Annotated in this window: 12 protein-coding genes; 5 read left to right on the top strand and 7 right to left on the bottom strand. The window is 47.7% G+C overall.

Going from position 1 to position 17849, the window contains the following annotated elements:
- Positions 1-31 precede the first annotated feature (31 nt).
- A complete protein-coding gene (locus AC6CIF_RS10970; protein ID WP_498199610.1) occupies positions 32-532 on the top strand; it encodes a hypothetical protein in 501 nt (166 codons plus the stop codon).
- Positions 533-566: 34 nt separating this feature from the next.
- Here AC6CIF_RS10970 and AC6CIF_RS10975 read toward each other — a convergent pair whose 3' ends face one another.
- Positions 567-998, bottom strand: coding sequence for an Lrp/AsnC family transcriptional regulator (locus tag AC6CIF_RS10975; protein ID WP_498199611.1), 432 nt, complete (start codon positions 996-998; stop codon positions 567-569).
- Between the two features lie 131 nt (positions 999-1129).
- Here AC6CIF_RS10975 and AC6CIF_RS10980 point away from each other — a divergent pair, with 131 nt between their 5' ends.
- Positions 1130-1888: an MBL fold metallo-hydrolase gene (locus AC6CIF_RS10980; protein ID WP_498199613.1), complete on the top strand. Its 759-nt coding sequence runs from the start codon at positions 1130-1132 to the stop codon at positions 1886-1888.
- 152 nt (positions 1889-2040) lie between these two features.
- On the opposite strand, the gene arfA is transcribed toward AC6CIF_RS10980, so the two are convergent.
- Positions 2041-3546, bottom strand: coding sequence for an arabinosylfuranosidase ArfA (gene arfA / locus AC6CIF_RS10985; RefSeq protein ID WP_100526926.1), 1506 nt, complete (start codon positions 3544-3546; stop codon positions 2041-2043).
- Between the two features lie 182 nt (positions 3547-3728).
- Here arfA and AC6CIF_RS10990 point away from each other — a divergent pair, with 182 nt between their 5' ends.
- Positions 3729-4634, top strand: coding sequence for an ArsR/SmtB family transcription factor (locus AC6CIF_RS10990; RefSeq protein WP_498199700.1), 906 nt, complete (start codon positions 3729-3731; stop codon positions 4632-4634).
- Positions 4635-4752: 118 nt separating this feature from the next.
- On the opposite strand, the gene AC6CIF_RS10995 is transcribed toward AC6CIF_RS10990, so the two are convergent.
- The 5 genes from AC6CIF_RS10995 to AC6CIF_RS11015 form a co-directional block, all read right to left on the bottom strand.
- Positions 4753-5547 carry a C40 family peptidase gene (locus AC6CIF_RS10995; protein ID WP_076214569.1) on the bottom strand — a complete coding sequence of 265 codons (795 nt, stop codon included), beginning with the start codon at positions 5545-5547 and terminating at the stop codon, positions 4753-4755.
- 527 nt (positions 5548-6074) lie between these two features.
- Positions 6075-9350 (bottom strand): glycoside hydrolase family 48 protein, encoded by a 3276-nt coding sequence (locus tag AC6CIF_RS11000; protein ID WP_498199615.1) that lies wholly within the window; start codon positions 9348-9350, stop codon positions 6075-6077.
- A 91-nt stretch (positions 9351-9441) separates the two neighbouring features.
- On the bottom strand, positions 9442-12435 hold the full coding sequence (locus tag AC6CIF_RS11005; RefSeq protein WP_498199701.1) for a glycoside hydrolase family 9 protein: 2994 nt from the start codon (positions 12433-12435) through the stop codon (positions 9442-9444).
- A gap of 341 nt (positions 12436-12776) precedes the next feature.
- A complete protein-coding gene (locus tag AC6CIF_RS11010) occupies positions 12777-14513 on the bottom strand; it encodes a methyl-accepting chemotaxis protein (RefSeq protein WP_498199617.1) in 1737 nt (578 codons plus the stop codon).
- A gap of 207 nt (positions 14514-14720) precedes the next feature.
- Entirely contained in the window at positions 14721-15272 is a 552-nt protein-coding gene (locus AC6CIF_RS11015; protein ID WP_498199619.1) for an undecaprenyl-diphosphatase, read from the bottom strand.
- Positions 15273-15456: 184 nt separating this feature from the next.
- On the opposite strand from AC6CIF_RS11015, the gene AC6CIF_RS11020 reads away from it, so the two are divergent.
- Entirely contained in the window at positions 15457-16452 is a 996-nt protein-coding gene (locus AC6CIF_RS11020; RefSeq protein ID WP_498199620.1) for an LCP family protein, read from the top strand.
- A gap of 139 nt (positions 16453-16591) precedes the next feature.
- Positions 16592-17845, top strand: coding sequence for an acyltransferase (locus AC6CIF_RS11025; RefSeq protein WP_498199621.1), 1254 nt, complete (start codon positions 16592-16594; stop codon positions 17843-17845).
- The last annotated feature ends 4 nt before the right edge of the window (positions 17846-17849 follow it).

Below are 17849 nucleotides of genomic sequence, written 5' to 3' on the forward strand. Positions count from 1 at the left end.
CGATCAGCATTGTTAATTAGGAGGAACATCTATGCAACAACCCGAAACACCCAAGCGTGACCATCAGCAGATTCGTTACCAACGCAGCACAGCTCTATGGAAGGGAAGTCTATGCTTCCTTTTCCTTCTCTTGTGCGTGAGCTTGTTATGGATCATCGTGGACGGACAAGCGGAAAGACTGGAGACCATATACTATTCCATCGCTGCCGTGCTGGGTATGTGGTTGATCGGACCGCTATTCTTCATGTTTGTGTCACGACTAACCAGAACCCCTGCCGTATTGTTATCCTGGGATGAGGATGCGTTGAGCACAGGCAAACAGAAGATTGCTTGGAGCCAAATTCGCAAAGTTGAACTCGCTTCACCTGCCCGTAGCAAGTGGCTCCTGTCTGCTTCTCCCATGTTTGTCCTGTACTTAAAGGCCGGCACACGCTCTCATATTCAGACAGATCATCTGCTGAGCAAAAAAGAGTTGAACCAGGCGGTGACCTTGCTTCAGGAGACTTTGCAGCAACAGAAGCAGGATTGTTGAGTACCGGGATGGATGAGGGCAAGTTCCCCACATATCACTGTGATTTCTCAACACCTATGGACAGACTGACTCTGTAATTGCCGTAAGATAGCAACGCTTCAAGCAGTTGGCCAAGCTGCTCTGTGGTGCCAGTCTGCACTCTCATCAGATAACAGCCTTCTCCGCTGACGCGATGGACTTCAACGATGTCCTTACGATCAGCAATGAATGTACGAAAGGCGGCATGTCTGTCGCCGGAGTTCAAGAAAACTGTGACAAAGGCCTGTAGACCGAGGCCAAGGCGTTCCGGGTTCCATTTTACCGTGTACCCTTCAATCACACCCAGATCTTGCAGCTTGCGCACTCTTGCACCGACGGCCTGTCCTGTGAGATGAACCTCTTCACCGATCTCTTTGTGAGAACGTTTGGCATCCTGAATCAGAATCCGCAAAATACGTATATCCGTGTCATCTATGATTTCATTCATCTTGCTTCAGCAATCCTTTCACGGTGAAATTAGTGTGGCCTAATTCCATTCATCATGTTATGTACGCCGTTAAACGGGTTGTATACCATATAGGGTAATACTATTAAACAACTCGAAGGAGTGCAAATATAATGAAAATTCAATTGATTCGCAATGCTACACTGTGGCTGGAATACGGAGGGCTGAACATTCTCGTTGATCCGATGTTGATGGACGCCGAAGTCATGCCTGCTTTTCCAAACACACCGAATGAGCTACGTAATCCAAGAGTGAGTTTGCCCGAAACCGAAACGGATTATCTGAATCCGGATCTGTTGATTGTTACACACACCCATGTGGACCACTGGGATGAAGCCGCGGCAAAACAACTTGGCAAAGACATTCCCCTGATCTGCCAGCCTGGGGACGAGAATGTATTTCTGGGTGCCGGATTCACGAATGTAACAGCTGTAGATGAAAAACATGAGCATCACTCTGTCCGATTCGCCCGTACATCCGGGCTTCATGGCACAGGTGAAATCGGTGAACGTATGGGCAAGGTGTCCGGCTTTGTACTTGAAGCAGATGGAGAACCTGTCACCTATATTGCGGGGGATACGATCTGGTGTGAAGAACCCGCCGAGGCTATTCGCCAATATAGCCCTGAAGTCATTGTCCTAAACGCCGGAGGAGCTCGCTTCGTAGAGGGTGATCCCATTACAATGGACGGGCCAGACGTTGCAGCCGTGAAGCGCCATGCACCATCTGCTCATGTCATCGCAGTGCACATGGATGCGATTAACCATTGTGTGATGTCTCGTAGGGATCTTGCGACTTATCTGGCATCCGAGCAGTTGGACGGTCAGGTGCTCATTCCACGTGATGGCGAAAGTTTTGAGTTTAAAGCGTAAGTGAGACCGTAGCACGTGACGAAAAAAAGCTGGATGCGATGAACTCGCACCCAGCTTTTTTGATTGAAGGAACACGCTGAACCGCTGGCTTCCTTCTCGAGCATCATGTCTGCCATTGCGCTCTCACGTGTCCAGTGCCTTTATGCTATCCCTTACTGGACTTTCAAACGGATTACGTTCCATGATGCTTTTGCCAAGCTCGCCGTAATCAGGGTATCGGATACAACTGCACCCCCGCGATTATGAGGAGCAACACGGTTTGGTTGTGCTGCCGTATTCGATGCTTTGAGATCATCACTTTCCAGCACGATGTGCTCGATCACGGTACACTTCCCGAAGCTGCGCAGATCCACTTCGAGCGGAAGGGATTCTTCCAGATGACGGTTGACTGCAAATACAGTCACTTCACCCTGCTCTTCGTTATGAACCGCAATAGCTTCCAGATAAGGAACATCTGTGATTTGTTTAGTATCGTATTTTGGAGACTGAATCAATGGCACCAATGCTGTTCCACGTCCGAAGAGGGACGTATGCATGAATGGATAGAAGATTGTCTGTCTCCATGAACCACCGCCCGTATCTGTCATGATCGGTGCAATTACGTTAACGAGTTGTGCCAGACATGCCATTTTGACCCGATCCGCATGTTTGAGCATACTGATCAACATACATCCAACAAGCAGTGCATCCTCGTGGTTATAGATATCCTCCAGCTGTGGCGGAGCAATCTGCCAAGGGTCCATCTTCGAATCATTTTCATTGGAGTGATACCATACATTCCACTCATCAAAGGACAGATACATCGTCTTTTTGCTGCGTTTCTTCGCTTTGATATAATCACAAGTCGCCTTCACGGTATCGATAAAACGATCCATTTCAAGCGAGCGTGCCAGGAACGTTGGCGTATCTTGCTCTTGATTGCCGTAGTATTGATGCAGGGACAGATACTCGACGTGATCATACGTATGATCCAGCACCGTTGCTTCCCATTCCGGGAACGATGGCATATTCAGATTCGAACTTCCGCAGGCTACCAGCTCAATCGTCGGGTCCGTCCACTTCATGACTTTTGCCGCTTCAACAGCTAACCGTCCATACTCATCTGCCGTTTTGTGACCAATCTGCCAAGGACCATCCATCTCGTTGCCCAGACACCATGTTTTGATCGCATGCGGCTGCTTGTATCCATGCTTGATGCGAAGATCACTATAGTACGAACCTTCCGGATGGTTGCTGTACTCCACAATGTTGCGAGCTGCATCCGTACCCCGTGTTCCCAGATTGACCGCCATCATCACTTCAGAATTAGCCTGTTTTGCCCAGTCCACGAATTCGTTGAAGCCAAATTCATTCGTCTCAATCGTTCTCCAGGCCAGTTCCAGTCTGCGTTTGCGTTCTGACACAGGTCCAACCGAATCTTCCCAATTGTAACCGGATACAAAATTACCTCCAGGATAACGTACAATCGGTACATTCAACTCCTTGACCATCTCCAGCACATCCGTGCGGAAACCCTGTTCGTTCGCTGATGGATGGCCTGGCTCGTAAATCCCGCCATAGACGGCACGTCCCAGATGCTCAATAAATGATCCGTACAAGCGCTTATCCACTACACCAATAGTAAAATCTTTATCTACCGTCATTTTTGCTTTTTCCATAATGAATTTCAACTCCCTAAGATTAATATAAAAATTAATTGATATTCTATGGATCAACGTTCATATTTATATTAAAATCGATTATAGCCTTAATTTCAACCTGAATTTTGCAAAATGTTATTCTTTTTACTGAATTTATGTTTAACTTAATTCTATACAGATAAAATGGAGGAACAATTGTGATCAGAGCAAATACCGATGCCGAATGGCTACCCCTATATGAAGCACTTGCCAGTGAAGTCCGTTTACAGATCATCCGCCTTGTTGCAGAGACTCCGATGAATGTGAAAGACCTTGCTGCTTCACTGGGTCTGAGTAGTGCCATCGTGACCATGCATGTCCGCAAACTTCAGGATGTGGGCATTATTCAGTCCAAAATGATACGCAAAGACGGCGGCACACATAAAATGAACAGCCTTGCTGTAGACTGGATTGGCATCTCCATGCCGCAGGAAAGTGGCACAGCCCGCAAGCTGCACGAGGTTTCCGTCCCTGTGGGACACTACACCCACTTTGACGTCTATCCGACATGTGGTCTGGCTACATCCAATCATGTTATCGGTCAGTATGATGACCCTCGTTATTTTCTCGACCCCGAGCGGATGCATGCGCATATTCTGTGGTTTGGCCGTGGATTTGTGGAGTATAAAATTCCAAACTATATTTTATCCGGACAACAGATCAATGCGATTGAATTGTCCCTTGAGATCGGATCAGAAGCCCCTTCGGTGAATCCGAATTGGCCCTCGGATATTACATTTATGCTGAATGGCATCCGATTAGGGGAATGGACAAGCCCTGGAGATTCAGGCAACGGACGCGGCATGTTCACTCCGGAATGGTGGAGTGACAGTGTCAATCAGTACGGCATGCTCAAGGTACTGCGAATTACCAATGAGGGTACGTTTATTGATGGACAACATCTATCCGACATTACACTCACAGATATCCCGGTTGAACGCAACCAATGGACTCTTCGTCTTTCGGTGGAGGAAGATGCTCAGCATGTAGGCGGGCTTACCTTATATGGCGAGGGATTCGGCAACTACAATCAGGATATCCTGTTCCGGCTGTACTATCACGATTGAGTTCTTCAAAATAATAAATAACACCAAAACACCTCCCACTCGCCTGTCAAAGGCAGAATGGGAGGTGTTTTGTATGCATATGAACATGCGTGGATTATTTAAGAAGGTTCTTGTTAACCTACAACGCACTGCCACCAAACAGGAAGCGATACTCCCAGTGTTTGCCGGAGATATCACTAGTGGTTACACCACCGCCAGCGTTGGAATAGGTGTGTAATACTTTTCCGTCGCCCAGGTAAATCCCTGTGTGCGTAATGGTTGCGCTAGATTTATTCACGCCCGAATACGATGATGCAGAGCTGCCTTTATACGACATGAAATACATCAGATCACCGCGTTTCAGGTTTTTCCAGTTCGTCTGAACTGTACCCTTGGCTTTTACATAGGCTCCCTGTTTGCGGGAATCCGCTGGAAGCTTGATGCCAAGTGCATCGATGAAGGCCTGGCGTACAAAGCTGGAACAGTCAAAAGTAGCTGTGCTGTTACGACTGGCTCCGAACTCATAAGGTGTTCCCAAATATTTCATTCCCGCCGCAATCACTTTTTCTACAGATGCATTACTGGTCACCGATGTACCACTATTCGAACCCGATCCGCTTGTGCCGCCACTAATCGCTTGTGTGTATTTGGATGAAGAAGATATGTAGCCTGTCCGGTTAGCAGAATCCTTAATCTTATACCAATCCGAACCGGATTGCTGAAGCACCGTTACCGTTTCCCCTTTAGCAACCATGCGAACAATCTTCGCAGAAGAAGAAGGTGTTGTGCGTAGGTTTACGCCCCAGATTACTTTTACTTGTGAATTGTCAACAGCAGCTGCCGATACCTGTGCCGTTAGTGCTCCTGTCGTCAGACTTCCCATCAGCATCGTTGCTGTGACACTTGCTGTAATAATCGTTTTCTTCCAGTTCATGATGTCGAGTTCCCCCTGATGTTACAGAATTTTAACCTGGCTTGGTTCTCCCGGGCTTGCCCCATTGTAAACGGGCTATCCATAACGTTCATCAGTCGAAAGTCCTGTATTGATATAGGCGAACTTGAGCACTAAGTATCAGGGTCTGTCCATGATCTTCTGGAAAAATTCACTGCTGATTCCTTCTTTTTGAAAGGTTAAATTATTGTAACTATTTGATATGCTTGATTTTACCGCGATACAAGAGCTAGGCCGTTTCTCATTCAGGGTATATGCCATATGACCTAGATTTTAATTTTTAAAATCGCATATATGGTAAACATTACTATGATTCATTTGCTGATTACCGTTCCCCGAATTCACATTTTTGCCTCCAGCCTCAATACGGATCGATTTATCAGCGGTGTCCGTTTGATTATTTCGTATTTCATTTTTGCTTTTCCATAAAAAAAGAAAAGCCAGGGATTTCTCCCCGGCTTAACCTGTATGATGAGTAACATCACTCTACAGCTGGTCGATCAACTCATTTAAGGTTCAATTCCCCATACCTTGGTGCCATCCTGATAAGCTGTCACTTTCGTCCAGGCACTGAAGGCCGTTTGGGTGGAATCAAAGGAATAATCATTGGTTTGATCAAAATTCGTCCAGTTGTTTTTCGAGAAACGTCCCTGGATGATTCCGGTTTCGGCACCCGCGGCCAAACTGCCGGCACCCGATTTGAATCCAATCTCCAGATACGTATCTGCCGTGCCCGTGGCCGGATCTATCGAAACAAAATGCCCTTCTACGTTACCGCTGCCAATCTGTGCATAATCACACCAGAAACTTAGATCAGCGGCACTATCCTTCGTGAAATAATACCGGACCTTCACTTTGCTCAAGTCCACATCAGTTGTACCTGTATTCTTCACATTGAACTGCGGAGTAATCGCATTGACCGAAGTTCCTGAACTACCATTACGGTATTGTACTTCAAGCGTTCCCGTTGTGACTGGAGGTGCCAATGGGGTCAACACCAATACATTTGAATTCGTCTGACCACTCGTATTAATGGCTACGACTCTATAATTATAAGCCGTACCATTCACCGCTGTAGCGTCGGTATACGTCAGTGCGGTCAAACCTGTTGCCAGATCAGCATATGCCCCGGTGCCTACCGAACGTTGTACCTTATAACTTGATGCTCCAGTTGATGCAGTCCATGTCAGTACCGCCTGGGCATCGCCAGCCGTTCCAGTAAGGTTGAATACGCCTGGCACAACGGTACCTGCGAGTGGTGTTGCAGATGCCTGTGTCGACGGTGCAGACTCACCTACGGCATTCACCGCAGTGATGACATAATAATACGTTGTGCCGTTGGTCAAGCCTGTATCCGTGAATGTTGATCCTGTGACCCCTGTTGCTACAGACGTATAAGGACCACCATTCACTTCTGCACGTTTCACGGTATACGAGGCTGCACCAGCGGCTGCGTTCCAATTCAGAACCACTTGCTCACTTCCTCCAGTTGCTGTTACGCCAGCAGGAGCAGCGGGTACTTCCACTTCCGGACTATCGGAATCTCCGAGGAGACGATCATACTCGCCGTACGCTGTAGCCATATCCACTTGTGACCAGAACCGGTGATACGTAAAGGTAGGTGCACCGTTTTCCCACTGCTTCGTAGTCGGATTATATGACGTTTTGTACAGATTATCCAGGTAAGCCCATGCCGGATCTTGCTTGATGGCCGGACGCAGATCGGAGTATCCAATGTATACGCCATTGCCGCCTTTTGCCGGATCGGAAGGTACACCTGCTGTACCAGGAATCGTGTTGCCTTGACCAAAGGTTCCGGACCAGTTCGCCGGGATATAGATCTCTTTGGCAAAGAAGCGGAAGTAGTCTTTACGCTCTTCTTCCGTAACAATCCCCACACCATCATTGTAATCCCAAGCTGTATCCAGCAGAGCCTCGGCCAGATCCTTGGCTTCTTGGCCTTCCGCGCTAAGTGTGCCGTTCTCTGCCTGTGTTCCCGCTGCGAAGAAGGTCAGAGCTTTAACGTAACTTCCCAGAACTCCTGTGTCCTGCACTGGATCTTTGGTCGTTACACGGAAGTTCGGATTTTCCGTAAACGAACTGAATCCATTCCACTTGTCCGGTTGACCCTGCCATTCCTGACCACCCGGAATCCAGAACTCTCCCAGAGCCGGCGTTGTCGCTACCTGAACATTAGTTCCACCCAAAATGCGCTGTCCAGCCGCATTCAGATAATAACCTTGCGCATCCGTCACCGGACGCTCACCTACAAATACATAATCCTTACTCCAGTCGATCCACTTCGTGATTACCTTCTTGGCCATCTGGAAGTTCTCAGAGGTCAAATCACCGCTCTCCGCAAGAATATAGTACATCTCGGCTACACGCTCCAGCGGCCATGCCTGGAATCCAAACCAGGTGTTGGAATCCGGATCACGATATACAGGTGCCTCCTGATAAGCCATGTCATAGAATGTACTTACGCCTGCCGGATAGGCTTTGTATGAACCATCCAGACTGTTCGTTGCTCCCCCGCCGATAGCTCCTTCATGGGATTGTAGCCAAGTGTAGAATTCCAACTGACGTTTCAGCGTAGCATTCCAATCTGCCTTCGCTGTTGCTGATTCCGGAATCAAGCCGCCAGCCGGGTCAGACAAAGCATAGGCTGCAACCGGGTTTTGATAAGCCTGATGGGTATGGCTCGCTCCAATGCGCCAAGCCCAATCCCCACCTTGACCCAAGCCACCGCCCCAAGACGTATACCAAGCCATGAGATACATATTGGAATCCTTGCCTGTACCCGGAGTTGGTGTACCACTCTTTGCGCTACCAATTTTCTGGAAGTATTTATCATACATACCATAGCGCAGATAGTCCCCCATCTTCTTCGCTTTATCCAGATATTCCGGATTGTTGTATCCCATTTCCTTCGCCCAATACAGCACCTGTACAGCACGCGCATCGGCATCCGTTGCGTTGGTGTAACGCCATTGCGCTGACGGTACCTGATTTTCCTTTGTGAACAAGCTCATGAATCCTTCGTTTGCCTTACCAAAAGATTTATCATCCTGGGATGGATGCGGAATGGCTTCCCACACAGACTCCTGCTCCCCACGCTGGAACGTGTTCACATAGGTAGCCGTATGTGATGGATTCAACAGGTTGCCATATCCATACCAGTCATCCACATCGACCAGCCAGTGCATGAGATAGGTCTGATTGTCACCATAGGTCGCCTTAAGTTCGGCATCAATCGGGTCTTTACCCGCTGCATATTGACCATTAAGTGGCGATGGATATTGATCAGGAAAAGGTTTTTCCGCTGCATACGTAGCAGGGCTATTCGGGTTGTATGAACTCATCGTAGGCTGCTCTTCCTTGCCGTCACCTTCGTTGACCGGGATAATGTATTTCTCCATACTGTCCCAAGCTGCTTCCAATTGGGACCAGTCTCCCGTGTAGTGACCATACATGGTTTCCAACCACAGCCAGTAACTGTACGCCTCGGACGTCGTCATATGACCATAATCCGGGGCCTCACTGAGCAGGGTCTCAATGGAATGATACGGTAGACCCTCTGGCGAAAAATATCCGTTCGCCGGATCTTTCAACTGATCATACAATTGCAAAAACCGGGCTTCATTAATGCTGTCTGCCTGAATCTCGATGGCCTGATCTGCGGCATGTGCCGTCTGCGGCCCTGCCCAGAGTCCGGTGTATCCAGTCAACATGACGGTTCCCGCCAGCATGGCTGTTAAACTTTTCTTCGCAGCTGATTTCAACATTAATATATACCTCCCTGGAATAGTGGAAATTGAATATAAACGCTGTTGGTCTGCCCATGCTGCTCTTCTTCGGCCAATGATCTTGAGCTAGTTACGGCTCCAAACCCCATACCTTGGTGTTTCCCTGATACGCGGTTACCTTGTTCCATGCGGCAAAAGCCGTCTTGGAAGCATCATAGGAATAATCATTACTTTGATCGAAATTGCTCCAGTTATTTTTGGAAAAGCGTGTTTGAATCACGCCGGTCTCTGCTCCAGCGGCCAAACTGCCTGCTCCCGACTTGAAGCTAATCTCCAGATACGTATCTGCGGTACCCTTCGCCGGATTCACTGCGACAAATGTACCTTCAACATTGGCCGTGCCCATCTCGGCATAATCACACCAGAAGGTCATTTGATCCGCACCATCCTTGGTGAAATAATATCGGATCTTCACGGTACTGAGATCAATCGCTTGTGTTCCGGTATTCTTCACGTTGAACTGCGGAGTCACCGCATTACTTGAATTACCGGACCCTCCGCTGCGGTACTGCACTTCGAGTGTACCCGTCGTCACCGGAGGTGCAGAAGGCGTCAGTGCCAGGACATTGGACAGCGTCTGTCCGTTCGCATTCACGGCTGCAATCCGGTAATTGTACGTGGTGCCATTCAGCGCTGTTGTATCGGTGTAAGTCGACACGGACAATCCGGTTGCCACATCTGCATATGTCCCGCCTGCCACCGAACGTTGTACCTTATAGCTAGTCGCGCCCGAGGCTGCTGTCCAAGTCAGGACTGACTGCGCATTACCAGCTGTCCCACTTAAAGTCAGTGCTCCCGGCACCGTCGAAGCTGCTTGCGGGGTAGCCGACACCTGTACAGAACCCGATGATTCCCCTGCTGAATTCACAGCAGTCACTACATAATAATAAGCTGTCCCGTTGATCAGTCCCGTGTTTGTGTAGGTCAATCCATTAACACCCGTCGCAATAGTTGTATATGGTCCTCCACTCACCTCGGAGCGCTTCACCGTATACGATTCGGCCCCGGATACAGCGGCCCAAGTCAGGTTAACCTGACTGCTTCCCGCCACAGCCTGCACGCCAGCAGGTGCGCCTGGAACCGTGACTGGTGTAACACCAGGCTCCTGTCCATACACCTTCACCCCTGCATCATAGACTGGAAGGTATATGCTCTTCACAGGAGTGCCTGTGGTCAGCGTCTGGAACGAATGATCATTGCTGGCATTCCATGCACCCTGTGGGCCTGTAATGCGGAACTGTACTTCTTTACGATAATTCCCTTCCCCACCTGGATAGATCTTGGTATTTCCGAAGTTCGCCGTAATGGCATAGATATGCTGGGCTGCATTCACCACAACTGGTTGGGATACCGTCGCCCCCTCCGTATAGGAGGTTGTCACTTGCACGTCCGATACCGTACGTCCGGCAGCATACACTTCACTCAAATCCAGGAAATACTTAAAAGACAGTTGATCTCCCATTCGAGCAGGCCAAGCGGAACGATTATTAAGCTGTGCTCTGATTTCCGTATAATTGGCACCTGATGATTTGATCGCAGCCTCCACATAGAACTCATCTCCCTTCACCTCAGGTGCAGGGAAATTCGCCAGGGGCTGATGATTCTGACCAAACAGCAAATTCATCTTTGCCAGTGCGCCGGTAAAACCAGCATTGTAATCGGTTGCGACCTCATTACTCACATAATCCCCGATATCATCGGTATATCCATCCGATGCATCCGGTCCACCGACCATGGCACCATACAGAATGTGGCGATGGTTAGCCGGGATATCTTCGTTATTCAGCCATGAACTGTGAGCGGTCCGATGATGCGGATGTTGAGGTGCATTTTGCCCATATCCGACCACATAACTGCTCTGACGCGGATTATCGCCCAGAATATAATTCATCTGTGAAACAGCAAAATCCTGATATCTCGACTTTTTCACAGGATCACTGACCCAGTCGGAGTATACAAAAGAAATAAAGGATGCATTTGCTGAATATCGGAGCGAACCCCACTGATCCAGCCACGCCAGACCTCCTGGCGTATACTTGACTCGTGTCCCATTGACTCCAACTGTCCAATAATCCAGATTGCGCTCAGTCGACTGAATAAATCTTGTCGCCTCCGGCATGTTCAAACTGGACGTAATACGGGCAAGCAGGATCTGGGCACCATAATGTTTACTGTCCCAACCTTGTGTCCAGGTATACGGCCAATTGGCTGAGCCTCCGCTAGAAGACCACCGGTCCGTAGCTGCAATGGCTTTGGACAAGTAAGCGCTATCATTAGTAGCTAAATAAAGCCATGCTCCCCCCCATGCCAGCTCGTCTTCGTATCCTGTCCACGAGTTATAGAACGCTGCAGCATCAGTGATACAATCGGTGTATTCCCCCCGATATGTATCTGCGAAGTTGTACAGCTCTTTCGCATGTTGGAGCAGTCTGGCCGAATATGCCGGATCATCATCTGCAAATACAATCGATGACGCTGCCAGCGCTGCAGCCGTTTCTGCCGCCAGATCACTGCCCGGGCATGAAGCATCTATCTTGAACGAAGGACGGTTCATCTGCATGACTTCAGCAGGACCCCACCAGGCATGGTCGGTATTCCCGGCTCCGACTTGTCCCCATAATTCATTAGGTTTCGTATGCGCTTTCATAAAATAGTCGGTCGCCCATCGGATATTATCCTTGATCTCCTCCAGTTGTCCGGCCTGTTCATAACCGTCGCCGTATTCCACGACAGACCAGGCGAGCATCGTTGCGGAAGCAGCCATCGGAAAGCCAAACTTCACGTGATCTCCGGCATCATACCATCCCCCGGTCAGATCAACGCCTACATCAGCCCCATCCTGCATGCCCGAATTACCACGCCATTCGACCCGATTACTGGCTGGCAACGGACCTGAGCGCTGTGCCTCATAGAAGTAAATGGCCTTTTGCAGTGCTTCAGCATAGTTCTGATTTCCGGCGGCCGCATCCGCCTTACGAATTCCTGTGCCCATCGATAAACTCCCTGCCAGTAGTCCTGCCGATAACGCGATCATAGCGACTCGTCTCCACCAGCTCCCCTTCATGTTCAACTATTCATCTCCTCTTCATCAATATTCCGTATGCATTACTCTGGACTGCAAGTTTATATCGCTCCTCCCCATGGTGTATTTCAGTGTAAGTTCCACCATTAATTACCATTATAGCCGTTTGTTTCTCCAGCTATATAAGCGTTGGTGACTTCTGAAATAACATTGTTGTGACCTGCTCTGCGTCATGTGACAAAAAAAGCTGTTTCTCTAACGCATATGCGCGTTAGAGAAACAGCTTCTCACCCTTGTTATCATCAACAGTACAAATCAAATGGCATTCTGACCATCCTGTCTGTATGTTTCTGTACACTTTAGGTATCAGAATATCTCATTGGTTACACTTTGAACTTGTTAATCTGCTCCTGCAGTTCTTCGGCCATTTTGGATAATGAACCTGCGGATGATGCAATCTCTTCCATCGAAGCCAACTGCTGCTGAGTTGCGGCAGATACATTATGAACCCCGCCCGCTGCCTCTCCAGCAATGTTGGAGATTTGACTTACATATCCTACAACCTCAGTTGTACTCGCCGACATTTCCTCTGAACCTGCAGATACTTCCTGGATTTCACCCGCTACTTTGTTGACCGCATCTGAGATCTGCTCGAACGCTTGTCCTGCCGCAGTAACCATCTCGATTCCTGCTTCTGTCTCACTGCTGTTCACTTTCACTGCCTGAACAGCATGATCCGTATCTTTCTGAATCAATTGAACGAGATCCGTAATTCTTTGCGCAGATGTAGAAGATTCCTCAGCGAGCTTCCGCACTTCTCCCGCAACTACGGCGAAACCACGTCCATGCTCTCCTGCTCGTGCGGCTTCAATGGCTGCATTCAGTGCAAGCAGATTGGTCTGCCGGGCAATGTTGTTGATTACCTCGGTAATGGTTCCAATCTCTGCTGAACGTTCCCCCAGCCCTGTAACCAATTCAGTCAGCGAAGCAATGGAATTTCGAACAGAACCCATCTGTTCGACCGCTTGCTGAATAATCATATTTCCTTCGGAAGACTGATTCGCCGCATCCACAGCAGATACGGATACACTCTGAGCAAGCTCGGCAATCTGCTCCGATCCAAGAGCCATCTCATTCATCGCCTGTGAAGAACGCTTCACAATATCAACTTGATCAGATGTACCTACAGCCAATTCCTCGACTGTTTGGGAGATCTGTTCCGAGGCTTGAGTATTTTGCTCTGCACTTGCAAGAAGCTCCTCCGATGAAGCAGCTACCTGTTCGGAAGTCATCGATACCGATTCAATCATTGAGCGCAAATTACCACTCATAGTATTGAAAGAAGCCGCGAGCGTTCCCAATTCGTCTTTGTTCTTAAGTACAATCGTTTCACCCGTCAGATCACCATTGGCAATAGCCATGGCCGCTTCATTCATCTTTTTGATTGGACGTGAAATGATGCTTGCAATGAAGAAAGCAATGAATATCGCAACCAGGAAGGCAAAAATCGTTACTACCAAAATCACATTAAATGTATACTCCGCCATCACGACAGACTCATTCGTTGCCGCGTCTGATCCTTCATTACCTAAAGTGATTAACTTGGTGATCGAGTCGTTTGCTGTGTACCACATTGAGTAAGCTTCCTTATGTAAACGACTAGACTCTTCATAATTGTTCTTCAAACCAAATTCGATAAATGCTGGCATTTTCGCCACATAAGCATCATAATTCGTACTGAAATCATTGTAGAGCTTCATCGCTTCATCATTGCTCTCAATGAACGTTAGCAGCTGTTTACGCTCATCCTCCATCTTGGTAAGCAGCAGCTGTAATGCTTCATTTAACTTAGCTGTTTCATCTTCGTTCTGCTCAACGATGATCGCCAGCGCCAATCGTTCTACATCTGAGATGTCACCATTCATCAATCCCAAGAGGCTTACACTCGGCATCCAGGTCTGATCCACATCATTGGCTTTGCCAGACATTTCATGGATCTGAATTAGCGCATAGCTACTTACAATAATCAACAAAGCCACGACTATGAGAAAACCAGTCAGTAACTTGCCTCGAATCGTTAACTTCAATATCCCCAACTTATTCCCCCGTGTGTCTTCCATGTGTCCCACTCCTCAAAATAATACATATTTATAATATATCGTCACCTTTCGTCATGAATTGTAGATGTTAGGATTCAATTTCTATAAATTTCATGTAACTTCGAACATAACACAAAAGAAGCCTCCCATCTTTGGCAGAACCAGAGATAAGAGACTTCTTTCATTAAACTAAACTACCAAGACTTCACTAGACATTGCGATCAGACGCTATCGGAAAACACGTCGGTGTATGTTAATGAAAAAGTCGGGAATCGACTTGGTATAATTGCGTGTTGTAATCAGAACCACACTAAGCAGACTTCCGAGAATGAATCCTCCCAGAATATCTACTGGATAATGCACACCAACATATACACGCGACACGCCTGTCAACACAGCGAGTAACAACATCCATAACCCGAAGCGACTTCCAATAAAGAATGAAGCAGCCGCTAGAGCAAACACAAAGGAAGCGTGCTTACTTGGAAAAGAAGGATCAGGTACATGGGCAACCAGCTGATGCACAGTCCCTTCCACAAAAGGTCTTGGATGACCGACCGCTGGTGATATCCCCCATTTGGCCAGAACTAGGGCTACAATGGAAGCCACACAGGCATAAAAAACAATTCGTTGTTTCGATGGATCGCCGAGAAACCATACGATAACGAGCAGTGCGATCATGACCCAAACCGCATACTCGGATGATGTGATCATAAACCAGTCCAGAAACGGTATTTGGTCTGCATACTGATTAATCCAATTAAATAGTGATTGATTCATAACCGGCTTTTAATACCCCCATTACACAAAACAAGATTATTTTTTACATATTAAATATACACTAACTATTTGTCAAACAATCCTCACATTGACCGAAGTTACGAAATCAAAGAGGACATTTTGCTTTCTTTTTGTTAAACTAGTTTGGGTTACATATCAGTTCAATCATAGAAAGGTGAAGATTATGCTTAAAAAATGGTTATGGGGTACAGCCCTGACCCTGGCACTTGCGATTACAGGTGTCGTTGTATATTACGGATATTCGATTGTTCATTTTGCCAATAGCATCTCCACGGCTTCCGGGACTTCATCCAACTCGTCCTCTTCCGGCACAGACAGCGATTCAGACACCCCATCTACAACGATTCCCAGATGGGAGGGCCAGGAACGGGTGAACATTCTGCTCCTTGGTGGAGACTCAAGAGGAAATGATGCAGGACGCTCAGATTCGGTCATGGTCGCTTCCATTGATCCGGTCACCAAGAAAGCCCATCTATTCTCTGTACTGCGAGATACCTATGTAGCCATTCCAGGGCATGGCAAAAGCAGACTTAATGCAGCCTTTTCCTACGGGGGTGCGGAGTTGACCAAACAAACTGTAAGTGATCTGCTCGGTATTCCCATCCAGCATTATGTCTACACAGACTTTACAGGTTTCATGGCACTTGTTGATGCGGTAGGCGGTATTGAGATCGATGTGGAGAAAGACATGTATTACACCAGTAAAGCGGATAAACATATGTACGACATTGACTTGAAAAAAGGATTGCAGCATATGGACGGCAAGACCGCCCTGCAATATGTTCGGTTCCGGCATGATGCCACCTCGGATTTTACCCGTACCGAACGGCAGCGGATCTTCATGACCGAGCTGGCCAAGAAAATGCAGAGTACCACGTCGCTCTTCAAAATCCCGGATATCCTGGAGGCGATCGCTCCCTATATTGAGACAGACCTCAGTCCAACCCAGATGTTAAAACTCGCATCACTTGGCTTCGATATCCATGTGAACGATATTGATCAGCAGCAGATTCCACCGAACAAGCTGCTCACCAATGAACTGGTTGGCTCAGCTCAGGTGCTGGGTGTTGATGTAACCAAACTTCAGTCTTACATTCAGAAACTGTTTGAAGAAGATACCGCGTCCTCAGAGACCCCATCATCAGAGGAACAGAACTAAAACAAGCATGAGATATATCAAAATAAAAGACGGCCAAAGCCGTCTTTTTTAGTACCTATTTTCTCCATTTAATGCAGCCTTAATGTTTAACGGGTACCCTTATATGATGAACTCCGGTTCCCGGAGGGAGGTTTACAATGTGAAAAAACCGCGAATAACGGAATGGACCGAACTGCGGGGCATTGCCTTTATGGCAATTGTCATGCAGCATAGTATCGCTGAGTATATCTATCGCGCTGATATTGAACAACCGGATTCCATTATGCTGACCATGATTTATCATCTGACCCGATTTGGTACGCCAACGTTTGTTTTTCTATCGGGTGTAATGTTGTTTTACCATCACCGGAACACCAAACCGGAATATCCTCGCTTCATTCGGAAACGATTTGGTGATATTTATATGCCATTTGTCGTATGGACGCTGATCTACTGGCTTGCTGTCCGTATCTTCACCCCCGCGTTCTGGCGTGCAGGCATACCTGATTTTCGCAGTCTTGTTCGCGAACTATTTGTACCACAGACGGGATATCATCTCTGGTTTGTCATTATGGTGTTTCAGTTCTATATTCTGTTCCCCCTCTTCTGGACAGGAGCAAAAGCCATTCAGAGACGTATCCAGAACCCCTCACGTTTCACGCCCATGCAAGTTATGATGGGGCTAATTCTCTTTGCAGCAGCACTATATGCCCTGCTTATGAAATGGTCCTACTATAATATGGGGGGCTGGACAGAATCCATGTCTGAGCCTTGGTCAACGTTGCTGCAATATCGCTCCTATTCATGGGTGATGTACTGGTTTTACTTTTTACTGGGTGCCGTATGTGCCTGGTCAGTGGATAGCTGGAGGAGTTGGACCACGAAGATCCTGCCATGGACGATCTGTCTGTTTATAGGGATGTATATATGGCTTGGTTACGATGTGCTGCGTGGGTCCGGGGATGTTGTTAATCTGAATATCTCCACCTATCTGAAACCAACCACATTCCTGATCATTATGGCTCAGATGTTTATGATGTATGGTTTCCTTGTACTGATGCGAGGCAAAGATACACGGTTTCAGCGCCTGTTATCCTGGATTGGCCGCTATTCATTTGGTGGATATCTGGTTCATGCACTGGTGATCTACGCAATCGCTTATGTAACCAGACCGCTTCAACTCAGTGGATGGCATCTGCCTGTAACGTTGCTATCGTTCCTTGTAACAGTTGGTATTGCTCTTGCAATCAGTTGGACATTATCCAAGCTACCTGGCTCACGTTTCACGGTAGGGTTAATACGCAAACCACGTTCAAACTCCAATTCATCAGCTGCTGTGGATAAAAGAAATTCATCTGAGCGAACTCCGTCACCCGGCCCAACTCGCAGTCCGGGAACGAGTGAGCCATTTTAAAATA

It is taken from the genome of Paenibacillus sp. GQ49 (genome assembly GCF_059759055.1).